The sequence below is a fragment of the Streptomyces carminius genome, from assembly GCF_002794255.1.
GTDB classification, from domain to species: domain Bacteria; phylum Actinomycetota; class Actinomycetes; order Streptomycetales; family Streptomycetaceae; genus Streptomyces; species Streptomyces carminius.
Genome location: NZ_PGGW01000011.1, coordinates 57,055 through 77,138, shown reverse-complemented (window position 1 = coordinate 77,138; position 20,084 = coordinate 57,055). Strand labels below are relative to the sequence as shown.

Below are 20,084 nucleotides of genomic sequence, written 5' to 3'. Positions count from 1 at the left end.
TGTCCGCCGCCGGGCGCGCTCCCGGTCCCCTCGGGGTCTCTCACGTCACTCACCGTTCCCACGCCCCCACCGGCCGCCGGGTCACCGCAGCCTGCTCGACGCCAGGATGGACACCAGGTGCAGCAGGGTCTGCAGCACCGCGACGCCCGCCAGTACCGCGACGCCGAGCCGGGTGAAGAACAGGTCGCCGCGCGCCGTGTCGGCCACCGCCACCAGCAGGATGAACAAGGACGCCTCGACGCCGCCGACCAGCCGGTGGAACTTCAGCGCCGCCGCGGCCCGGCGGGCCAGCGCCAGCCCCGAGGAGCGGGGCACCGCGGCCTCGTCCTTGACCGCGGGCAGTCCGCTGCGGGCCCGGGCCACGTCCACCAGGTCGGTCTCGGCCTTGATCAGGATGGCGCCCAGCGCCGCCACCGTCCCCAGGAAGGCCCACATCCAGTTCGTGGCGCCCTCGGTGCGGAACACGTCCGCGGCCCGGACGCCGAAGCCGACCAGCAGGGCGGCCTCGGCCAGGTAGTGGCCCACCCGGTCGAGGTAGACACCGGTGATGGAGGTCTGCTTCCGCCAGCGGGCGACCTCGCCGTCCACGCAGTCCAGCAGCAGGTAGAGCTGGATCAGGAGGGCGGCCAGCAGCGCCCCGGCCAGGCCCGGCACCAGCAGTACGGCCCCGGCGGCCAGCCCGGCGACCACCATGAGATGGGTGAGCTGGTTGGGGGTTATGGAGGTGTTCACCAGGTGCCGGGTCCAGCGCAGCGAGATCTCCCGCATGTACAGGCGCCCGGCCCAGTGCTCGCCACTGCGCCGGTCCTTCACTCCCACCGGATGGACGACCGGCCGGAGTTCAGCCACAGACGGCTTTGACAGATTTGACATAGTCGGCGTACGCGTCCCTGATCTGGTCGGTGGACAGGTCCAGGTGCTCGATGATCGTGTAGCGCCCGGGCCGGGTCTGCGGCGCGTACTCCACCACCTTCACGAACTCCTCGTCGCTGAAGCCGATCTCGCCGGGCAGCACGGGCAGTCCGTGCCGCCGCAGCGCCTCGGTCATCAGGGCGGACTGCTCCTCCGCCCCACGCAGGTGCATGGCGAAGGCGGCCCCGAGCCCGCACTGCTCGCCATGGGCGGCGGCGCGCCGGGGGTGGAGCAGGTCGAAGGCGTGGTTGATCTCGTGGCAGGCGCCCGAGGCCGGACGGCTGTCGCCGGCCACGGACATGGAGATGCCGGTCAGCACCAGCCCCTCGGCCAGCACGGTGAGGAACTCGTCGTCACCGCAGCCGCCCGGGTGGCGCAGCACGGCCTCGCCGGACTGGCGGGCCATGGCGGCGGCCAGGCCGTCGATCCGTTCGCCGGTCACCCGGTGGGACAGCTCCCAGTCGGCGACGGCGGAGATGTTGGAGATGACGTCCCCGATGCCGGAGCGGACGAAGCGGATCGGGGCCTCGCGGATGACGTCGAGGTCGATGACGATCGCGATGGGGTTCGGTACCCCGTACGAGCCGCGGCCGGCGTCGTTGTCGAGAGTGGCGACCGGGGAGCACAGGCCGTCGTGGCTGAGGTTGGTGGCCACGGCCACTGTCGGCAGCCCGATGCGGGCGGCGGCGAACTTGGCACAGTCGATGATCTTGCCGCCGCCCATGCCGACGACCGCGTCGTAATGGCCGGACTTCATGGCGTCCGCGAGCCTGATCGCGTCATCGAGGGTGCCGCCGCCGACCTCGTACCAGTCGGCGCCGGGCAGCATGGGGAGCAGCCGCTCGCGCAGGCCGACTCCCGAGCCGCTGCTGATGGCGATGGCCAGCTTGCCGGCGGAGGAGATCCGCTGATCGGCCAGGAGATCCGCCAGGCCGTCCAGTGCACCGGGACGGATGTCGACGACGGCCGGCGAGGGAATGAGGCGAGTCAGTACCGGCACACGATCTCCCGGGCCTTCTCCAGGTCGTCGTGGTTGTCGATCTCGACCCAGCTCACCTCGCCGATCGGGGCGGTGTCGACGGTGTGACCGCGGTCCACCAGCTCCTGGTAGCCGTCCTCGTAGTACAGCTGCGGGTCGCGCTCGTAGGTGGCCCGCAGCGCGTCGGCCAGGTCGTGGGCGGCCTCGCCCTCGATGAGGGTCACCCCGATGTACTCGCCGGTGGCCTCGGCCGGATCCATCAGCTTGGTGATCCTGCGCACGCCCCGGCCGGGCTCGGTGACGACCTTCATCTCCTCGTCGGCGAGCTTCTTGACGGTGTCCAGGGCGAGGATGATCCGCTGCCCCCGGCCGCGGGCCCCCAGCAGGGTCTCCTCGACCGAGACCGGGTGCACGGTGTCGCCGTTGGCCAGGATCACGCCCTCCCGGATCACGTCCCGGGCACACCACAGGGAGTAGGCGTTGTTCCACTCCTCCGCCTTGTCGTTCTCCACCAGGTGGAGGGTGAGGCCGTACGCGCGCTCCAGGGCGGCCTTCCGCTCGTACACGGCCTCCTTGCGGTATCCCACGACCACGGCGGCCTCGGTCAGCCCGACCTCGCGGAAGTTGGCCAGGGTCAGGTCGAGCACGGTCGTGGTGCCCTCACCCGCGGGGTCCACCGGCACCAGGGCCTTGGGCAGGGTGTCGGTGTAGGGGCGCAGACGCCGCCCGGCGCCTGCTGCCAGTACGAGGCCGATCATGTGGGTTCTCCTGTTTCGTCGTGTACTGCCGGTGCCCGTGAGGACATCCAGAAGCGGATGCTCTCGGCCAGCACCGTGAGCGCCAGAGCGCCGGCCAGGACTGTGAGTGCGGCCGGGAAACCGCGGCCCTGCGGCCACAGGGCGGCGGCGGCCGTGACCAGCAGCACGCGCCCCTCGTGTCCGCCGGCCGCCCGCACCAGCCAGTGCGGAGGGGCGCCGGTGCCTCCGCGGATGCGGTACACCGTGTCGTAGTGATGGTAGGCGACCGCCGCCACCAGCCCGAACGCAACAGGCAGGGCGGCGGGCGACTCCGCGCGGGCGGCCAGCACCAGGACGGTGGTGTACTCCGCGGCCCGCAGGAAGGGCGGCACCAGCCAGTCCAGCGCGCCCTTCAGCGGCCGGGCGACGGCGATGCCGGACAGCACGGCGTACCCGAGCGCGGCGGCCGGGGGCCAGGGGGAGCCGGACGGTGTCCACAGCGCGGTGGCCACCAGGGCGGCCGAGCCGAGCAGGGCGAGCGCCGGGGCGGCCGGGCGCGGCAGCCGTACCCCGCGGAAGGCGGCGGCCACCGCCTCGGCGAGCGGGCCGGAGTCGGCGAGGTCGGCCAGCGCAGCCGCGGCGCGGTCGGTGCGCGCCGCCTTCCGGGTGAGCGAGCGCAGCACCCGTCCGGCGGTGGTGTAGCAGGCGGCGAACGCGCAGCCGATCAGCAGCACGGTGAGGGTGGTGCGGGGGGTGGTGAGCGCGGTGAGGACCGCGATCAGCGCCCAGCGCTCACCGATCGGCAGGACGATCATGCGGCGGACCCACACCGTCCAGCCGACGCTGTCCAGCCGTCCGGACAGCGCGGCGGTGGGGCTGGTGTTGGCCGCCGCTTCCCCTTCGTGTTCGTAGTGATTGGCCTCGTTGAAGGCGAAGTCCACCACGTGCCGGCAGGTCTGGAGCACCATCGCGCCCAACGCCAGCGCCCATACGTCATCGCCGCCGCGGGCCGCGCCGAGCGCCAGGCCCGCGTAGTAGGCGTACTCCTTGGCCCGGTCGAAGGTGGCGTCCAGCCAGGCGCCGAGCGTGGAGTAGCGGAGGGAGTAGCGGGCGAGCTGGCCGTCGGCGCAGTCCAGGACGAACGAGGCGATCAGCAGCACCCCGGCGGCGACGAAGCCGCCCCGGGTGCCGGTGGCCGCGCAGGCCGCCGCGACCAGCGCGGTCAGCAGCGAGGCGGTGGTCACCTGGTTGGGGGTCAGGCCGCGCCGGGCGCACCAGCGGGCCAGATGGCGGGAGTAGGGGCTGATGAAGAAGGTCGTGAAGAAGCCGTCCCGGGACTTCACTGCCGAGCGCAGCCGCACGTCCTCCTCGTCGGTCTCCGCCACGGCGCGCAGCGCCTCGGTACGGGCCGCCTCGCCGGCGGGCACGGCGGCGACGAGCACGCCCAGCTCGGGCCGGTGCACCGCCGGTGCGTCCGGGTCCTCCGCCAGCGCGGCGGCCACCCGGTCGGGCAGGCCGGAGGAGGCGGCCGGGCCGCCCCCTGGGTCCGTACCGCCCTGGCCGGCGGGCACCGCGGCGCCGCTGACCGCGCCGGCCGCGGCCGGCACCGCCCGGGCCAGCGCGGCGCGGGCGGCGGGCTGGGCGGTGAGGGCGCCGGGGACGGCGGCGGCGGGGAAGCGCGGGTCGGTCAGGGCCAGCCGCAGGCTGTGGAGATGGCCGACGAAGCGGGGGTCGACGAGGGCGACGCGCTCCCCGGCGGGGACGGCGGCCAGCACCTCGCCCACCTCGGCGGCGTCGGCCGCCACCCGTACGTCGAAGCCCAGCGACCGCAGATCGCTCTCCAGGGGAGCCCCCGCGACCGGCGGGCCGGTGAGAATGGCGGTCGACAAGAACGAACTCACTCCTCGGAAGCCGTGCTGTCCGCGGCGCGCGGTCCACAGGGGCGGCATCCGGGCAGCGGTCACCGTGCGGCCTCACCCGATCGGGCGGGCGGCACGTGGCCAGAGGTTATCGGATCGGCGGGAGGGACCGTTCACCACACGTTCACCCGGGAGCAGGGGCGGCGCTCCCGGTGGCCCCGGTAGGGCATTCCCGGGGGCGGCGGTCGCCGTCCGCCCGGCGGGCCCTAGGCTGCCGCCATGACATGGCTGGTCACAGGAGGAGCCGGGTACATCGGCGCGCATGTGGTGCGGGCCCTGCCGGCGGCCGGGGAGCGGGTCGTCGTGCTCGACGACCTCTCGGCCGGGCTGCCGGAGCGGCTGCCGCCCGGGACGCCCCTGGAGCGCGGCACGGTCGCGGACCGCGCGCTGCTGGACAGGGTGATCGCCGGCCACGGCGTCACCGGTGTGGTGCATCTGGCGGCGCGCAAGCGGGTGGACGAGTCCATGGCGGAGCCGCTGCTGTACTACCGGGAGAACGTGACGGGCCTGCGGGTACTGCTGGAGGCGGTGGTCGGGGCGGGCGTGCGGCGCTTCGTGTTCTCCTCCTCGGCCGCCGTCTACGGCATGCCGGAGGCGGACCTGGTCACGGAGGACACCCCGTGCGTGCCGCTGAACCCGTACGGCGAGACCAAGCTCGCGGGCGAGTGGCTGGTGCGCGCCGCGGGACGGGCGCACGGGCTGTCCACCGCCTGTCTGCGCTACTTCAACGTGGCGGGGGCGGCGCGCCCGGAGCTGGCCGACACCGGGGTGTCCAACGTCGTCCCGATGTTCTTCGACGCCCTCACCCGCGGGGCGGCCCCGCGGATCTTCGGCGACGACTACCCCACGCCCGACGGCACCTGTGTCCGGGACTACATCCATGTGGAGGACCTGGCCGAGGCGCACCTGGCCGCCGCCCGCCGGCTGGCGGAGCGGTCCGCGGCGGGACCGGCCGGAACGGACCTGACCGTGAACGTCGGCACCGGCCGGGGCGTGTCGGTGCGGGAGCTGGCCGACCTGGTCGCCGAGATCACCGGCATCCGCGAGCCCGCCCCGCTGGTGGTGCCCCGCCGGCCGGGTGATCCGGCCCGGGTGGTCGCCTCGGCCGAGCGGATCGGCCGGGAGCTGGGCTGGTCCCCCCGCCACGGGGTACCCGAGATGGTGGCCTCGGCCTGGGAGGGCTGGGGTGCACGGCGGTCCGCCCCGAGCTGACACCCGGCGGTCGCGCCCCGCGATCTCTGGGAGAAGTCCCAGGTCACGGGGATGACAACGGTGTTCAGTGCCGCGTTGCCCCATACCCCCCTCCCGTAGTTCACTGAGGTCGTCCGACCGATCGGCGCGACTTTGCGGAGGCACCACTCATGGGCGCAGGGCACCACCACGGCGGGCCGGTGACGGCGGGCGCCGCGCACCGGGGGCGGCTGCTCGCCGCGCTGGGCATCGCGGTCGTCCTGCTGGTCGCCGAGCTGGTGGGTGCGGCGCTGACCGGTTCGCTGGCGCTGCTGGCGGACGCCGGCCATGTCGCGACCGACGCGGTCGGCATCGGGATGGCGCTGCTGGCGGTCCGGATCGCCAACCGGCCCGGCAGCGAGCGCCGCACCTTCGGCCTCGCGCGGGCCGAGATCCTCGCCGCGCTGCTCAACTGCCTGCTGCTGCTCGGGGTCGGCGGCTACATCCTGCTGGAGGCCGTCGAGCGGCTGCGGCACCCGGCGGAGGTGCCCGGCGGGACGACGGTCCTCTTCGGCGTGATCGGCCTGGCCCTCAACGGGGTGTCCCTGGCGCTGCTGATGCGCGGGCAGCGCGAGAGCCTCAATGTGCGCGGCGCCTTCCTGGAGGTGGCGGCGGACGCCCTCGGCTCCCTCGCCGTGATCATCGCGGCGCTGGTGATCGTGGTGACCGGCTGGCAGCGGGCCGACCCGCTGGCCTCACTGCTGATCGCGGTGCTGATCGTGCCGCGCACGGTGAAGCTGGCGCGCGAGGCGCTGGAGGTGCTGCTGGAGGCGGCGCCCCGGAACGTGGACGTGGCCCGGGTGCGGAAGCACATCCTGGCCGTGCCCGGCGTGGAGGGCCTGCACGACCTGCACGTGTGGACCATCACCTCCGGTATGCCGGTGCTCTCCGCGCATGTGGTGGTCGACCGGGGGACGCTGGAGTCCGGGGGCCACGACAGGGTCCTGCACGACCTGCGGAACTGCCTGGGCCGGCACTTCGACGTCGAACACTGCACCTTCCAGCTCGAACCGCGCGGGCACGCGGAGCACGAGGGGCGGGTGTGCCACTGAACGAACCCGGTGCGCGGCACCGGGTTCTCGGCGTTCCCGGCGTTCCCGGTGCCCCCGCGTATGTCCGGCGCGCGGCACCGGATGGTGTGCGGCACACTGGTACGGACGGTCGGACCACCGGGCGAACCACTGTTCCGGCACATCCTGACGAAAGGCGGACATGCCGCACAGCACAGCTGACCCGATCATGCTCGAACTGGTCGACGAGGAGGGCACGACCGTCGGTACCGCGGAGAAACTCTCCGCCCATCTGGCCCCGGGCCGGCTGCACCGGGCGTTCTCCGTCTTCCTCTTCGACGAGATGGGCCGGCTGCTGCTCCAGCGCAGGGCACTGGGGAAGTACCACTCCCCCGGCGTGTGGTCCAACACCTGCTGCGGCCACCCCTACCCCGGCGAGGCGCCCTTCGCCGCCGCCGTGCGCCGGGTGGGCGAGGAGCTGGGGGTGGCGCCCGCGCTGCTGCGGGAGGCGGGCACGGTGCGCTACAACCACCCGGACCCGGCCTCGGGGCTGGTGGAGCAGGAGTACAACCACCTCTTCGCGGGGCTGGTCCGCGAGTCGCCGCGGCCGGATCCGGACGAGATCGCCGAGACGGCCTTCGTGACTCCCGAGGAGCTGCTCAAGCGGCACGCGGTGGAGCCGTTCTCGGCCTGGTTCATGACGGTGCTGGACGCGGCGCGCCCCGGCATCCGCGAGGTGGCCGGGACGTCAGCGGGCTGGTGACGGCCCGGCCTGCGGCGGCAGCGGCAGGGCGGCCCACACCACCTTGCCGCCGGACGCGGTCCGCTCGACCCCGCAGCTCCCGCCCGCCTCGGCGGTGACGGCCCTGACCAGCAGCAGCCCGCGCCCACCGGTGTGCTCGTGCGCCGGGTCGGCGGCCAGGGCCGCGGGCCGGTAGGGATGGCCGTCCTCGACCCCGACCCGCACCCGGCCCGCGCCGACACGGATCTCCACACCCACCTCCGGGGAGAGCAGCGCCGCGTGCCGCACGGCGTTGGTGACCAGTTCGGACAGGACCAGCAGCAGGGCGTGCAGCAGCTCCCCGTGGACCGGGACGCCCGCGCGGCCGATGATGTCCCGCACCGTGTGCCGCGCCCGGGGGACGGAGGAGTCCTGGACGGGGGCGGTGAACCGCCAGGTCCCCTCGTACGGCCGCGACCGTACGGTCCCGCTCCCCGGCACGGCCGTGCCCGCCGTGCCCGCCGTGCCCGCCGCAGCCGCAGCCGCAGCCGTGCCCGCGTCGGCGGAGGTGCCCCCGCATGTCCCCATCTGCCGTACCCCGCTCTCGACCGTGTCGCCTCGGTTGTGTTCCCGGCTGCGCAACGGCGTTCTCCCGCCGTACCCGGGCGGCCCGGTGCCGGGCCGCTGCTTCCGTCGAGTGTTCGCCGGTGGAAGGGGGCTTCCGGGAGGGTGACCGCAAGTCGGCACTTATCGATGGCAAATGACAGATGCTTTTACACAGCGCTCGCGCGTGCGACTGTTCCTGCGCGCCCGGCCGGGGGCGCCCCCTTCCGTCCGCCCACGCTCCCCCGCCCCGCGCCCTCTCCGCGCCCGCCCCGGCATCGGCCGCCGGGGCGGTTACCATCCGGTACATGTCCCGGCACACCCAGCCGCCGGTCTACCGGCCGGCCCTGCTCACCGACGTCACCGACGGGGTCGCCACCCTCACCGTCCACAACCCGGCCAAACGCAACGCCATGACCCCGCAGATGTGGCGCGAGGTGCCCGCCGCGCTGGAGCGGCTCGCCGCCGACCCCGCGGTACGGGTGCTCGTCCTCACCGGCTGGGGCGAGACCTTCTGCGCGGGCGCCGACATCGGTGCCCTGCGCGACGGCGGCGAGGAGTCGCGCGGGCTGGCGGTGACCGCCGAGGAGGCGCTGGCCGCCTTCCCCCTGCCCACCCTGGCCGCCGTGCGCGGGCACTGCGTGGGCGGCGGCTGCCAGCTCGCCGCCGCCTGCGATCTGCGCTTCGCCGCCGAGGGGACCCTCTTCGGCGTCACCCCGGCGAAGCTCGGCATCGTCTACGCGGCCTCCTCCACCCGGCGGCTGGTCTCCCTGGTGGGCCCGGCCACCACCAAGTACCTGCTGTTCTCCGGCGAGCTGATCGACGCCGGGCGCGCCCTGCGCACCGGGCTGGTCGACGAGGTGCACCCGGCCGGCGAGCTGGACGCCCGGGTGCGCCGGTTCGCCCGGCTGCTGGCCTCCCGGTCGCTGCTGACCCAGGCCGCGGCCAAGGAGTTCGCCGACGGCGCCGCGGACGGCGCGCCGGCCCCGGAGCGGGTCGCGTACTGGGAGCGCCGGGCACGGGAGAGCGGCGAGGCGGCCGAGGGGGTCGCCGCCTTCCTCCAGCGGCGGGACCCGGTCTTCACCTGGCGCATTACCAGCCGGTAGCGTTCCGGGCATGACCACCTCGTCGCTCCCCGCACGTGCCGGACGGCGCTGCCACGCCGTCCTCAACCCCCTGCACTCGGCGCTCTACTTCGCCCCCGACCTGGCCCGGGAACTGGCCCCGTACGGCATCGAGGACCCCACCGCGGTCTATCTGGCCGGCCGGGCCGCACCGCTGGGCCGGGTCGGACCGGGGGTCGTCACCGCGGTCTTCCACAGCTTCCACCACGACCTCGTCGCCCGCCATCTGCCGGCCGTCTGGGAGTCGGCGGCCCCCGGCGCCGTGATCGCCGCGCGGCTGCGCGCCGCCGACTCGATGCTGCGGCGGCTGCTGGGCGAGGAGGCCGTGGAGTCCGGGGAGATGACCGAGGCGGCCCGGCTGGCGCTGCGCGCCGCCGAGGGGTGCGTACGGCCGGGCCGTCCGCTGTACGCCGCGCACGCCGACCTCCCGGTGCCCGAGGCGCCGCACCTGGCCCTGTGGCACGCGGCCACGCTGCTGCGCGAGCACCGCGGCGACGGCCATCTGGCCGTCCTCCAGCACGCCGGGCTGGACCCGGTGGAGGCCCTGGTCAGCCACACCGCCAGCGGCCACGGCATGAGCCCGAAGTGGGTGCTGGCCACCCGCGGCTGGCACCGCGGCGACTGGGACGCGGCCCGGGACCGGCTGCGCGGGCGCGGGCTGCTGGACGCCACGGGCGAGCCGACCGAGGCCGGCACCGCCCTGCGCAAGGAGTTGGAGGCGGAGACCGACCGGCTCGACGCCGCGCCGTACGAGCACCTCGGCGCGGCGGGCACCGCGCGGCTGACCGAACTGTGCGGCGCCTTCACCACGGCGGCCGTCGGCGCGGGCGCCTTCCCCCCGGACGTCTTCGGCAGGGGCTGACCCGCCCCGGGCCGCGCCGGGCCGCCTCCCGGAGCGGCCCGGCACCAATCCCCGCGAAACCGGGGAGGTTTGTCCGGCGCGGCAGCGGCCATCCGTTATGCATGTTCCGAGCAATAGCAGACGCACTCCGTACCGTGGGCGGCGCCATCGCGACCGTGGTGACCCTGCCCTTCCGACTCCTCGCCCGCCTCTTCGGCGGAGCGTCCCACGCCGGTCGCCGCGTCTGACCGTCCGCCCGTCGGTGCCGCCTGCCACAATGCGGGCTACCAGGGGGAGCACCCAGCACCGAGAAGGCGGAACGGATCGTGACACAGTCCATCGGAGAGATGCCCGTCGAGAACGGGGCGCCGCCCGCGGCGTCCGTCGAGGGCAGGATCGCCGAGGAACTCGGCGTACCGGAACGGCAGATCAGAGCCGCCGTCGACCTGCTCGACGGCGGCTCCACCGTGCCGTTCGTCGCGCGCTACCGCAAGGAGGCCACCGGCGGCCTCGACGACGCGCAGCTGCGCACCCTCGAGGAGCGGCTGCGCTATCTGCGGGAGCTGGAGGAGCGGCGCGCCGCGATCCTGGAGTCCGTACGCGCCCAGGGGAAGCTCGACGACGAGCTGGCGGCCCGTATCCGCGCCGCCGACTCCAAGGCGCGGCTGGAGGACATCTACCTCCCCTACAAGCCCAAGCGGCGCACCAAGGCGCAGATCGCCCGCGAGGCGGGTCTGGAGCCGCTGGCCGACGGGCTGCTGGACGACCCCGCCGTGGAGCCGTCCGCCGCCGCGGCCGCGTTCGTCGACCCCGGCAAGGGCGTGGCGGACACCGCCGCCGCGCTGGAGGGCGCGCGGGCGATCCTCACCGAGCGCTTCGGTGAGGACGCCGACCTCCTCGGCGAGCTGCGCGAGCGGATGTGGCGGCGCGGCCGGCTGGTCTCGAGGGTGCGGGAGGGCAAGGAGGAGCAGGGCGCCAAGTTCGCCGACTACTTCGACTTCGCCGAGCCCTTCGAGCGGCTTCCCTCGCACCGGGTGCTGGCACTGCTGCGGGGCGAGAAGGAGGACGTCCTCGACCTCACCCTGGACCCGGAGCCGGCGGACGCCGCCGAGGGCGCCTCCTCCCCGGGAACGGCCGTCCCGTCCGAGTACGAGCGCGCCGTCGCCCACCGGTTCGGTATCCGGGACCGGGGTCGTCCCGCCGACAAGTGGCTGGCCGACACCGTCCGCTGGGCCTGGCGCACCCGCATCCTGGTCCATCTCGGCATCGACCTGCGGCTGCGGCTGCGCACCGCCGCCGAGGACGACGCGGTCGCGGTGTTCGCCGCCAACCTGCGCGACCTGCTGCTGGCCGCCCCGGCCGGCACCCGCGCCACCATGGGCCTGGACCCGGGCTACCGCACCGGTGTGAAGGTCGCCGTCGTCGACGCCACCGGCAAGGTCGCCGCCACCGCCACGATCTACCCGCACGTCCCGCAGAACCGCTGGAAGGAGGCGCTGGCGACCCTGGCGCGGCTGGCGAAGGAGCACCGCGTCGAGCTGATCGCCATCGGCAACGGCACCGCTTCCCGGGAGACGGACAGGCTGGCGGCCGAGCTGTGCGAGGCGCACCCGGAGCTGAAGCTGACCAAGGTGCTGGTCTCCGAGGCGGGCGCCTCGGTGTACTCCGCATCGGCCTTCGCCTCCCGTGAACTGCCGGAGCTGGACGTCTCGCTGCGCGGCGCGGTCTCCATCGCCCGGCGCCTGCAGGACCCGCTGGCCGAGCTGGTCAAGATCGACCCCAAGTCGATCGGGGTCGGCCAGTACCAGCACGACGTGTCCGAGGTGAAGCTGTCCCGTTCGCTGGACGCGGTCGTCGAGGACTGCGTCAACGGTGTCGGTGTGGACGTCAACACCGCCTCGGCGCCGCTGCTGTCGAGGGTGTCGGGCATCGGCGCGGGCCTCGCGGAGAACATCGTCGCCCACCGCGACGCCAACGGCCCCTTCCGCAGCCGCAAGGCCCTCAAGGACGTCCCCCGGCTGGGCCCCAAGGCGTACGAGCAGTGCGCGGGCTTCCTGCGCATCCGCGGCGGCGACGACCCGCTGGACGCCTCGTCCGTCCACCCCGAGGCGTACCCGGTGGTACGCCGGATGGTGAAGACCACCGGCGAGGACGTCGCCGCCCTCATCGGCAACACGAAGGTGCTGCGCAGCCTGCGGCCCCAGGAGTTCGTGGACGACACCTTCGGTCTGCCGACGGTCACCGACATCCTGAAGGAGCTGGAGAAGCCCGGCCGCGACCCGCGCCCGGCCTTCCGCACCGCCACCTTCAAGGAGGGTGTGGAGAAGATCGGCGACCTGGCCCCGGGGATGGTCCTGGAGGGCGTGGTGACCAACGTCGCCGCGTTTGGCGCCTTCGTGGACGTCGGCGTCCACCAGGACGGGCTGGTCCATGTCTCGGCGATGTCGCGGTCCTTCGTGAAGGACCCGCGCGAGGTGGCCAAGCCGGGCGACATCGTGAAGGTCAAGGTCCTGGACGTGGACGTGCCGCGCAAACGGATCTCGCTGACGATGCGGCTGGACGACGAGGCGGCCCCGGGCGGCGGGGGCGGACGCGACGGCGGCCGTTCCGGGCGCGGGCAGCGCGGCGGACAGAGCGGACAGCAGGGCGGACAGCGGTCCGGCGCTCCACGCCAGCGCCAGGGTGAGCGCCAGGGCGGGCAGCGCCGCGACAGCCGCGGCACGGCCCCGGCCCCGGCCAACAGCGAGATGGCGGAGGCGCTGCGCCGCGCGGGCCTGGCCTGACGTCCTCCGGCGTACGGGGCGGGGGCGGGGCGTCGTCCCCGCCCCCGCCTGAGACGGCCCGGCACCCGCGATCCCGGCGTTCCGCTTTTGCCGACCGCACGTCACGCCGATGCCGTCCGCCGGGTGTTCCCCGCCGTGCCCGGGCCTCGCCATCCGCCGGTCACCGGCCCGCCGCACCCTCTCGGGTGAACGGGAACCCCCGGTGTACCCCCTGTTCACAGAGGCGGCCTTGCCTTTTGGCAGCCCTATAACTTACGGTTTCGTAACCTACGGCGCCGTAGGTAGATCCTGTGCACGTCCCGCCCTTGGAGCATTGATGACCCTTGCCACCCCTCCCGTTCCCGGTTCCGGACAGTGGACGGACGCCCGCCTGCTGTACGCCCTGGAGGAGGTGGTCGAGAAGGAGCTGAACCGGCACCTGAAGGTTGCCCAGGAGTGGATGCCGCACGAGTACGTGCCCTGGAGCGACGGCCGGAACTTCGACGGCCCGCTGGACGGCGACCCCTGGGCGCCCGAGCAGTCCAAGGTCACCGACATCGGCCGCATCGCCCTGGTGGTCAACCTCCTGACGGAGGACAACCTCCCCAGCTACCACCGCGAGATCGCCACCCGCTTCGGCCGCGACGGCGCCTGGGGCACCTGGGTGCACCGCTGGACCGCCGAGGAGGGGCGGCACGGCATCGTGATGCGCGACTACCTGCTGACCTCCCGCGCCGTGGACCCGGTGCGGCTGGAGAGGCTCCGGATGACGCACATGTCGGAGGGCTACGAGTCCGACGGCTGGCAGTCGATGCTCCACTCGGTCGCCTACGTCTCCTTCCAGGAGCTGGCCACCCGTATCTCGCACCGCAACACCGGCCACCAGTCCGGCGACCCGGTCTGTGACCGGATGCTCGCCCGGATCGCCACCGACGAGAACCTGCACATGGTCTTCTACCGCAACCTGCTGCGGGCGGCCTTCGAGATCGCCCCGGACCAGACCATGCAGGCGGTCCGCGACGTGGTGGTCGACTTCCGGATGCCCGGCCACGGCATGCCCGGCTTCGAGCGGGCCGCCGCGCAGATGGCCATCGGCGGGATCTACAACCTGCGCATCCACCACGACGACGTGCTCCAGCCGGTGCTGCGCTTCCTGAAGATCATGGAGATCGGCGGCCTCGGCCCCGACGGGCTGAAGGCGCAGGAGGAACTGGGCCTGTACATGGACGGCCTGGACGGCGAGGCCCGCAAGCTCGACGAGCGCCTGGCCGCCCGCCGCGCCCGCATCGAGGCCCGCAAGGAGGCGGCCGGTTCCTGACCCGGCCGCCGGGCGTACGCCACGGCCCGGAGGTGCCCTCGGGCGCCGCCGGGCCGTTCGTCTTCCCCGGAGTCCTCCAACACCCCCATCCGGTCAGGACATTGGTACCCTCCCGCCACGGAGGATCGTGAGAGCGCTCTCACGACTTCGTCCGGCGCTCCGGGCAACGCACCCGCCGCGCCGGGCAGCTTCCCGCACGAGTCCGTACCACCCCCGTAAGGGAGAGAACGTGCCCCACCCCCCACAGCACTCCAGGAAGCGCCGCGGCGTCCGGAGCCTGCGCTGGCTCACGGCGGGCGCGGCGGCCGCCACGGCCGGCGCCCTCCTCGCCACCACGGCCACGGCCGCCCCCGTGACCGAGAACTGGACCGGTGACTCCCCCCACTTCTCCAAGACCGGGGCCTCCGGCGGCACCACCGCGGTCGTCTCCGCCGACGGCGCCGAGGACGGCAGCGCCCTGCGGCTCACCCTGAACGCCAGGCCCGGCGTCGGCCCGTGGCAGGGCGTGGAGATCAGCAGTGACGACCGCACGTACCAGTACGGCACCTACGGCACCCGCATCAAGACGGCGGACTGCAGCGGACAGGGCCGCGTCGGCGTCATCACCGGCACCTTCACCTACTCCGGCGACCACGGCGACGACAACGGCAACGGGCTGCCGGACAACGACGAGATCGACGTCGAGGTGCTCTGCGCCCAGCCGCACGTCGTCTGGCTGACCCTCTGGACCGACTACGAGGAGTCCACCAACGCCGTCCGCAAGATCGCCCGCGCGATCGACATGCGCACCGGCAAGGTCCTCTACAACTGCTACAACGAGCAGCTCGGCGGCGAGTGCGTGAAGGAGCGGCCGGGCGAGAACGTGCCCGCGAGCATCGAGCCCGACCCGGACTTCGACTCGTCCGCCCAGTTCCACACCTACATGTTCGACTGGCAGCCGGACTCGGTGGTCTTCTGGACCTACGACGACGACGGCGACAAGAAGATCCTGTGGGACTACCGGGGACCGGCCTCCCGTATCCCCGACAAGCCGGGCGCGTTCATGCAGAACGTCTGGCACACCGACTCGTGGGACCCGCTGGACGGCCCGGCCACCCAGCGGCCGCAGGTCGAGACCAGTGCGTACATCGACTCCACCACGCTCCCCCGCTGACTTCCCGTGGCGGGGGCGGGACCGGGCCCGGTTCGGCTCACCGGGGCCCGGCCCCTCCCCCCGTGGGTGTACGGGATCACCGCCGCCCATCAGCCGTGGACCATGTACGCCTTGTCGTTGTAGATGCCGATGTAGGAGACGTAGCCGGGGGCACCCAGCCAGATCTGCTGCTGGGTGTCCGACATGCGCAGCCCGCCGGAGTCGCCCCGGGACTGGGTGTTCCGCCAAGAGCTGGTCTGGTTCTGGAAACCGTAGTCGTAGAGGTTGTGCCAGTACTCGTCGTTGAAGATCAGCCGGCGCCCCTGCCCGTTGGCGTGCTCGTAGAGGCACAGCCAGCCCCCGGCGCAGGCCGGGACGGCTACCGCGGCCCGCGGGGAGGCGGCGCGGCGGACGAGGGGATCGGCGGCCCGCCGGTAGCCGAGGGCGGCGTCGGCATCGGCGGCGTCGGAGTGGCAGCGGATGTCCTGTCGGGTGTGGACGACGCAGGTATGGGCGCCCTGCCAGCCCTCCGCCAGGTTGATCTCCCGCCCCTCGTACCGGGCCACCGCCCCGGCCGGAGCGGACTTCGCGGCGGGTGCGGCCGGTGCGGGGCCGGCGGCCGGTGAGAACTCCGCGGCGCCGGTGGACGGGGCCGCCGCGAGCAGTCCCGCCACGGCGATCGCGGCACCCAGGAGTCGTGCTGCACGCTTGCGCATGGTTGTTCCCCCTTCCGTCACCGGGCCGCCGCGGGCGGCGGCCCGGCTCGGTGACAGGTTTCGGTGAAGCGGTCACCGCCATCCTCACGAAGAATCCGGCATTCCTCTTCACAAGCACACAAGAAGCACCCGAAGGGGTGAAAGGCGTGGCCATCATCCCCGAAAGGGCCCGTGGCATGTGACAGCACGCCATGGAGCGGTCGGACAGCCCGACGGAGGCCGTGTCAGTGGGAGTTGATAGAACGTTCCGCACCATCCCCCGAGATCAGGAGAGAGCACCATGGCCCATCATCTGACGGAGCTGCACGGACTGCCCGTCCACGACTTCGCGTCGGGGACCCCTGCCGGTGACCTGCCGGCGGCCGGATCCGTGGTCTGGCGCCTGTCCTTCAACCCCTACATCGACGACTACCCGAAGGGTGGTTTCGAGGGCCTGTGGCACAGCTTCCTGGAGGCCGTGGACACCACCGCGGTCCGCGGGCTGGTCATCGGGATGTGGGGCGAGGTCGCGGAGGAGGAGGATAACTCCGGCCCCGTCGTCGAGATGCTCACCTCGAACGCCGACCGCTTCCCGTCCCTGGAGACCGTCTTCATCGGAGACATGACGTTCGAGGATGCGGAGATCTCCTGGATCCAGCAGTCCGACGTCACCCCGGTGCTGGAGGCATACCCCAAGCTGCGCGAGTTCGGGGTGCGCGGCGGCACCGGCCTGGTGTTCCGCCCCGTCCGCCACGAGCACCTGCGCGTCCTGCGGTTCGAGTCCGGCGGCCTGCCCGGCGGCGTGGTGCGCGGGGTCGCCGCCAGTGACCTGCCCGCGCTGGAGGAACTGGAGCTGTGGCTGGGCGTCACCGACTACGGCGGCGACGCCACGGTGGCGGACCTGGCGCCGATCCTGGCCGGTGAGCGCCTGCCCGCACTGCGCGGCCTGGGGCTGACGGACAGCGAGCTCCAGGACGAGATCGCCGCGGCCGTCGCGAGCGCCCCGGTGGTGGCCCGGCTGCACACCCTGGACCTGTCCATGGGCACCCTCACCGACACCGGCGCCGAGGCCCTGCTCAGCGGCCAGCCCCTCACCCACCTGACGAAGCTCGACCTGAGCCACCACTTCCTCAGCGACGCCATGATGGAACGGATCCGCGAGGAGCTGGAGGACGCCGGGGTGGACGTGGACCTCTCCGAGCAGGAGAAGCCCGAGGAGTACAACGGCGAGACCTGGCGCTACGTCGCGGTCTCCGAGTAGTCCCGGCCACCGGGGCGGCCCGGCACCGCCCGGGAGCCGGCACCGTGCCCGCCCTGCGGTCATCGGGCAGGCACGGGCTCGGCCGCTCCCGGGAAGCGGAACCACGGCCGTCACCTTCCGGCCGCCGGTCGCGCGGGATTCGCCGGACCCGCGGTCAGGTCCAGTTCGGCCCAGACGGTCTTGCCGCAGTACAGCCGGTCGGTCACGCCCCACCGGGCGGCGAAGGTCTCCACCAGCAGCAGCCCGCGCCCGGACTCCTCCTCCGGCCCCGGCACCCTCACGGGCTCGGACGGGTCCGGCCGTGCACCGCCGCACGCGTCGGCGACCTCGACGCGGAGCACGTCGGGTTGCAGCAGCCCCGGCCCGACGACCAGCCGGAGCTGGAAGGCGTGCCCGCCGGCCCTGCCGTGGGTCGCCGCGTTCGCGGCGAGCTCGGCCACGATCGCGGTCACGGCCTCCGACACCTCGTGCCCGTGCGGCCAGCCCCACAGGGCGAGCTGCCGGACCGTCATCAGCCGGGCGACCCGCGCGCCGCGCGGCGTCGCGCCGAAGAGCTGCGTGAAGGTGTGGGTGGGGGCGGGGAGTTCGGTGGGTGCGATATGCGCTGTCACCTCACCGAGAGTGGCTGGGCCGTCGCTTTCCGGCCAGCTACGCCCCCGGTACGGGCAACCTCGTCCGACGGTGCGTCAGATGCCGTACGGCGCAGGCCGGAGGCCGGACGGGGCCGGGGCGAGAGCTGGGTGAGGGCCGAGTGGGTCCGTCCGGGCGCCCGCCCCGTTCTCCCCGCGGCGACGGACACGGCACGTCCGCCGACCCGTACAAGGCGTATCTGTCCGGGCCGCCGGGCGTGCCGTCCGGCGGCCCGGCAGTGACGGCGGCCGGATTCGGCCGTTGGTCCCGGTGAGCACGGGAGCGCACCGGGAGGGAAGCAGCGTGGCAGACGTGGAACGACAGTGGCAGACGGCGGTCGACGGTGAGGGGACGGAGGAGGCCGAGAAGGTCGACCCCGTTCTGAAGGTGATCGGCAAGCAGATCAAGGTCCTCCGAGAGCGTGCCGGACTGACCCAGCCGGAGTTCGGCAAGCGCATCGGTTACGGCGTCGACCAGGTCTCCTCGGTCGAGCGGGGCAGGCGCCCGCCCAAGGACCAGTTCATCGAAGGCGCGGAGCGGGAGCTGGACGGGCGTGGGATCTTCCACGCCGTACGGGAGGACATCGAGGAGACGCGCTACCCGGCGCGCTTCCGGGAGTTCGCGAAGCTGGAGCGCGAGGCGGTCGAGATCCACATGTACGACCCCATGGTCGTGCCGGGTCCGCTCCAGACCGAGGAGTACGCCCGCGCCATGTATCTGATGCGCCGTCCGGGCCTGGACGAGGAGACCATCGAGGGCCATGTCGCCGCGCGGCTGGCGCGGCGCGCGGTCTTCGAGCGGCATCCTGCGCCGCTGATGAGCTTCGTCGTGGAGGAGACGGCGCTGCGCCGCCCGCTGGGCGGCCGTCGAGTGCTGCGCGGGCAGTTGGAGCACCTGCTCGGCGTCGCCCGGCTGCACCATGTGGACCTCCAGGTCATGCCGCTGGCGGTCGAGGAACACGCCGGGCTGGTCGGCTCGCTGGCCCTGCTGGAGACGCCGGATAGTCCCAAAGTCGCCTATACAGAATCCCAGGGGCGTAGTGCATGGTTCACGGAGCGGGCGGATGTGCGCGTGTTCGAGGCTCGCTATGGGACGATCCGCGCGCAGGCTCTCACCCCGCGTGAGTCCACGGCGTTCGTCGAGCAGCTTCTGGGAGAGATGTGAACACCGACCTGACCTGGATCAAGAGCAGCCACAGCGACAACGAGGGCGGCAACTGCGTCGAGATAGCCGCCGCTTCCGACGGCATCCACGTTCGGGACTCCAAGGATCTCCAGGGCCCCCAGCTCACCTTCACCCGCCGTGAGTGGGCCGACTTCCTCACCCTCACCGCCGAGGGCTGAGCGGGCACGGGCCGTACGCGGGCCGGACCGGGCGGCCCCGGCCCGGTCCGTCAGCCGTTGACCCCCGTGTAGTGCCGCAGGCTCCAGTTCCACAGCAGCCGTGCCGCCACGAAGGCCGCCAGGCCGACCAGCGGGGAGGCCGCCGCCAACCACAGCGGGACGCCGAGCGCGGAGCCGTGGCCGGTCAGCACCCCGGCCGGGAAGTAGGCGATGAACGCCAGCGGCAGGACGAAGGTGAACACCGCGCCCACCGCCCGGGGCAGGATCGACAGCGGATAGCTGCCGAAGGTGGCCATCAGCTCGTCCACCCAGGTGCTCCAGTAGAAGGTGGCCGGGAAGCGCAGCGCGGCGCTGGAGAGGGCGATGAACACCGCCGACTCCACCAGCATCCCGCCCACCACGGCGGCGGCCAGGAACGCCGCCCGCCCGGCCGTCCACGGCTCGGCCGCCTGCTGGACGGCGAAGGCGAACATGGTGGCGCCCACCAGCAGGTCGCCGAGGCCGTGGGTGGGGAAGACGGCGAGCTGGACCTGCCGGAAGACGGGCATCGGCCGCAGCAGGCAGGCGTCGATCAGCCCCTCCTGCACCAGGAACGGCAGTCGGTGGGTCCGGCCGAAGAACAGCACGTACAGGGCGTGGGCCAGCATCCGCGTGCCGACGATCAGCAGCACGTCCGCGCTGCTCCAGCCGCCCATGCCGGGGAACCGCTGGAGCAGCACCGTCGCGAAGACGATGACGGACGACTGCCAGGCGATGCCGAAGCCGATCGACATCAGGAACTCGGCGCGGTACTCCAGTTGCGCGCGGAGGTTGAGCAGGGTGATCCGCCAGACGAGATACCAGGCGCGGGCCCAGCGGCGCGGCAAG

The 20,084-nt window shown here is 73.3% G+C and carries 20 protein-coding genes; 12 read left to right on the top strand and 8 right to left on the bottom strand.

Annotated elements, in window-relative coordinates; genetic code table 11:
- Positions 1-81: 81 nt before the first annotated feature.
- The 4 genes from CUT44_RS03280 to CUT44_RS03265 are packed head-to-tail and all read right to left on the bottom strand — an operon-like array spanning position 82 to position 4,517.
- A complete protein-coding gene (locus CUT44_RS03280; protein WP_100200592.1) occupies positions 82-873 on the bottom strand; it encodes a CDP-alcohol phosphatidyltransferase family protein in 792 nt (263 codons plus the stop codon).
- Positions 842-1,912 (bottom strand): iron-containing alcohol dehydrogenase family protein, encoded by a 1,071-nt coding sequence (locus CUT44_RS03275; RefSeq protein WP_100200591.1) that lies wholly within the window; start codon positions 1,910-1,912, stop codon positions 842-844. The genes CUT44_RS03280 and CUT44_RS03275 overlap by 32 nt, the downstream gene beginning before the upstream one ends.
- A complete protein-coding gene (locus tag CUT44_RS03270) occupies positions 1,900-2,649 on the bottom strand; it encodes a phosphocholine cytidylyltransferase family protein (RefSeq protein WP_100200590.1) in 750 nt (249 codons plus the stop codon). The genes CUT44_RS03275 and CUT44_RS03270 overlap by 13 nt, the downstream gene beginning before the upstream one ends.
- A complete protein-coding gene (locus CUT44_RS03265; protein WP_100200589.1) occupies positions 2,646-4,517 on the bottom strand; it encodes a DUF5941 domain-containing protein in 1,872 nt (623 codons plus the stop codon). The genes CUT44_RS03270 and CUT44_RS03265 overlap by 4 nt, the downstream gene beginning before the upstream one ends.
- A gap of 249 nt (positions 4,518-4,766) precedes the next feature.
- Here CUT44_RS03265 and galE point away from each other — a divergent pair, with 249 nt between their 5' ends.
- From galE to idi, 3 genes are all read left to right on the top strand, one after another.
- On the top strand, positions 4,767-5,759 hold the full coding sequence (gene galE, locus CUT44_RS03260; RefSeq protein ID WP_100200588.1) for a UDP-glucose 4-epimerase GalE: 993 nt from the start codon (positions 4,767-4,769) through the stop codon (positions 5,757-5,759).
- Between the two features lie 149 nt (positions 5,760-5,908).
- Entirely contained in the window at positions 5,909-6,829 is a 921-nt protein-coding gene (locus CUT44_RS03255) for a cation diffusion facilitator family transporter (protein ID WP_100200587.1), read from the top strand.
- A 160-nt stretch (positions 6,830-6,989) separates the two neighbouring features.
- Positions 6,990-7,550 carry an isopentenyl-diphosphate Delta-isomerase gene (gene idi, locus CUT44_RS03250; protein WP_100200586.1) on the top strand — a complete coding sequence of 187 codons (561 nt, stop codon included), beginning with the start codon at positions 6,990-6,992 and terminating at the stop codon, positions 7,548-7,550.
- Here idi and CUT44_RS03245 read toward each other — a convergent pair.
- On the bottom strand, positions 7,536-8,096 hold the full coding sequence (locus tag CUT44_RS03245; RefSeq protein ID WP_100200813.1) for an ATP-binding protein: 561 nt from the start codon (positions 8,094-8,096) through the stop codon (positions 7,536-7,538). The two genes, idi and CUT44_RS03245, sit on opposite strands and share 15 nt — an antisense overlap.
- A 323-nt stretch (positions 8,097-8,419) precedes the next feature.
- Between CUT44_RS03245 and CUT44_RS03240 the strand changes: the two genes are divergently transcribed.
- From CUT44_RS03240 to CUT44_RS03220, 6 genes are all read left to right on the top strand, one after another.
- Entirely contained in the window at positions 8,420-9,217 is a 798-nt protein-coding gene (locus CUT44_RS03240) for an enoyl-CoA hydratase/isomerase family protein (RefSeq protein WP_100200585.1), read from the top strand.
- Positions 9,218-9,227: 10 nt separating this feature from the next.
- A complete protein-coding gene (locus tag CUT44_RS03235) occupies positions 9,228-10,097 on the top strand; it encodes an SCO6745 family protein (RefSeq protein ID WP_100200584.1) in 870 nt (289 codons plus the stop codon).
- A gap of 101 nt (positions 10,098-10,198) precedes the next feature.
- Positions 10,199-10,324 carry an LPFR motif small protein gene (locus tag CUT44_RS34450; protein WP_269846161.1) on the top strand — a complete coding sequence of 42 codons (126 nt, stop codon included), beginning with the start codon at positions 10,199-10,201 and terminating at the stop codon, positions 10,322-10,324.
- Positions 10,325-10,423: 99 nt separating this feature from the next.
- Positions 10,424-12,859, top strand: a complete 2,436-nt coding sequence (locus tag CUT44_RS03230) for a Tex family protein (RefSeq protein WP_100200812.1) — start codon at positions 10,424-10,426, stop codon at positions 12,857-12,859.
- A gap of 316 nt (positions 12,860-13,175) precedes the next feature.
- Positions 13,176-14,156: an acyl-ACP desaturase gene (locus CUT44_RS03225; protein WP_100200583.1), complete on the top strand. Its 981-nt coding sequence runs from the start codon at positions 13,176-13,178 to the stop codon at positions 14,154-14,156.
- A 229-nt stretch (positions 14,157-14,385) separates the two neighbouring features.
- Positions 14,386-15,309 (top strand): glycoside hydrolase family 16 protein, encoded by a 924-nt coding sequence (locus CUT44_RS03220; RefSeq protein ID WP_158239566.1) that lies wholly within the window; start codon positions 14,386-14,388, stop codon positions 15,307-15,309.
- Positions 15,310-15,398: 89 nt separating this feature from the next.
- Here CUT44_RS03220 and CUT44_RS03215 read toward each other — a convergent pair whose 3' ends face one another.
- Positions 15,399-16,004 carry a peptidase inhibitor family I36 protein gene (locus tag CUT44_RS03215; RefSeq protein WP_100200581.1) on the bottom strand — a complete coding sequence of 202 codons (606 nt, stop codon included), beginning with the start codon at positions 16,002-16,004 and terminating at the stop codon, positions 15,399-15,401.
- A gap of 280 nt (positions 16,005-16,284) precedes the next feature.
- Here CUT44_RS03215 and CUT44_RS03210 point away from each other — a divergent pair, with 280 nt between their 5' ends.
- Positions 16,285-17,244: an STM4015 family protein gene (locus tag CUT44_RS03210; RefSeq protein ID WP_100200580.1), complete on the top strand. Its 960-nt coding sequence runs from the start codon at positions 16,285-16,287 to the stop codon at positions 17,242-17,244.
- A 110-nt stretch (positions 17,245-17,354) separates the two neighbouring features.
- Here CUT44_RS03210 and CUT44_RS03205 read toward each other — a convergent pair whose 3' ends face one another.
- Entirely contained in the window at positions 17,355-17,855 is a 501-nt protein-coding gene (locus CUT44_RS03205; RefSeq protein ID WP_100200579.1) for an ATP-binding protein, read from the bottom strand.
- 322 nt (positions 17,856-18,177) lie between these two features.
- On the opposite strand from CUT44_RS03205, the gene CUT44_RS03200 reads away from it, so the two are divergent.
- Together CUT44_RS03200 and CUT44_RS03195 are read left to right on the top strand one after the other, a co-directional pair.
- On the top strand, positions 18,178-19,038 hold the full coding sequence (locus CUT44_RS03200; protein ID WP_233221195.1) for a helix-turn-helix domain-containing protein: 861 nt from the start codon (positions 18,178-18,180) through the stop codon (positions 19,036-19,038).
- Positions 19,035-19,217, top strand: a complete 183-nt coding sequence (locus CUT44_RS03195; RefSeq protein ID WP_100200578.1) for a DUF397 domain-containing protein — start codon at positions 19,035-19,037, stop codon at positions 19,215-19,217. The genes CUT44_RS03200 and CUT44_RS03195 overlap by 4 nt, the downstream gene beginning before the upstream one ends.
- A gap of 50 nt (positions 19,218-19,267) precedes the next feature.
- On the opposite strand, the gene CUT44_RS03190 is transcribed toward CUT44_RS03195, so the two are convergent.
- Positions 19,268-20,083 (bottom strand): ABC transporter permease, encoded by an 816-nt coding sequence (locus CUT44_RS03190; RefSeq protein ID WP_233221214.1) that lies wholly within the window; start codon positions 20,081-20,083, stop codon positions 19,268-19,270.
- Position 20,084: the final 1 nt, after the last annotated feature.

What these genes read in the sequence shown, in the direction of transcription:
- CUT44_RS03240 (WP_100200585.1), top strand. Translation starts at nt 8,420, where the DNA reads ATGTCCCGGCACACCCAGCCGCCGGTCTACCGGCCGGCCCTGCTCACC.
- idi (WP_100200586.1), top strand. Translation starts at nt 6,990, where the DNA reads ATGCCGCACAGCACAGCTGACCCGATCATGCTCGAACTGGTCGACGAG.
- CUT44_RS03225 (WP_100200583.1), top strand. Translation starts at nt 13,176, where the DNA reads ATGACCCTTGCCACCCCTCCCGTTCCCGGTTCCGGACAGTGGACGGAC.
- CUT44_RS03235 (WP_100200584.1), top strand. Translation starts at nt 9,228, where the DNA reads ATGACCACCTCGTCGCTCCCCGCACGTGCCGGACGGCGCTGCCACGCC.
- CUT44_RS03280 (WP_100200592.1), bottom strand. Translation starts at nt 873, where the DNA reads ATGTCAAATCTGTCAAAGCCGTCTGTGGCTGAACTCCGGCCGGTCGTC.
- galE (WP_100200588.1), top strand. Translation starts at nt 4,767, where the DNA reads ATGACATGGCTGGTCACAGGAGGAGCCGGGTACATCGGCGCGCATGTG.
- CUT44_RS03210 (WP_100200580.1), top strand. Translation starts at nt 16,285, where the DNA reads ATGGCCCATCATCTGACGGAGCTGCACGGACTGCCCGTCCACGACTTC.
- CUT44_RS03270 (WP_100200590.1), bottom strand. Translation starts at nt 2,649, where the DNA reads ATGATCGGCCTCGTACTGGCAGCAGGCGCCGGGCGGCGTCTGCGCCCC.
- CUT44_RS03230 (WP_100200812.1), top strand. Translation starts at nt 10,424, where the DNA reads ATGCCCGTCGAGAACGGGGCGCCGCCCGCGGCGTCCGTCGAGGGCAGG.
- CUT44_RS03255 (WP_100200587.1), top strand. Translation starts at nt 5,909, where the DNA reads ATGGGCGCAGGGCACCACCACGGCGGGCCGGTGACGGCGGGCGCCGCG.
- CUT44_RS03245 (WP_100200813.1), bottom strand. Translation starts at nt 8,096, where the DNA reads ATGGGGACATGCGGGGGCACCTCCGCCGACGCGGGCACGGCTGCGGCT.
- CUT44_RS34450 (WP_269846161.1), top strand. Translation starts at nt 10,199, where the DNA reads ATGTTCCGAGCAATAGCAGACGCACTCCGTACCGTGGGCGGCGCCATC.
- CUT44_RS03215 (WP_100200581.1), bottom strand. Translation starts at nt 16,004, where the DNA reads ATGCGCAAGCGTGCAGCACGACTCCTGGGTGCCGCGATCGCCGTGGCG.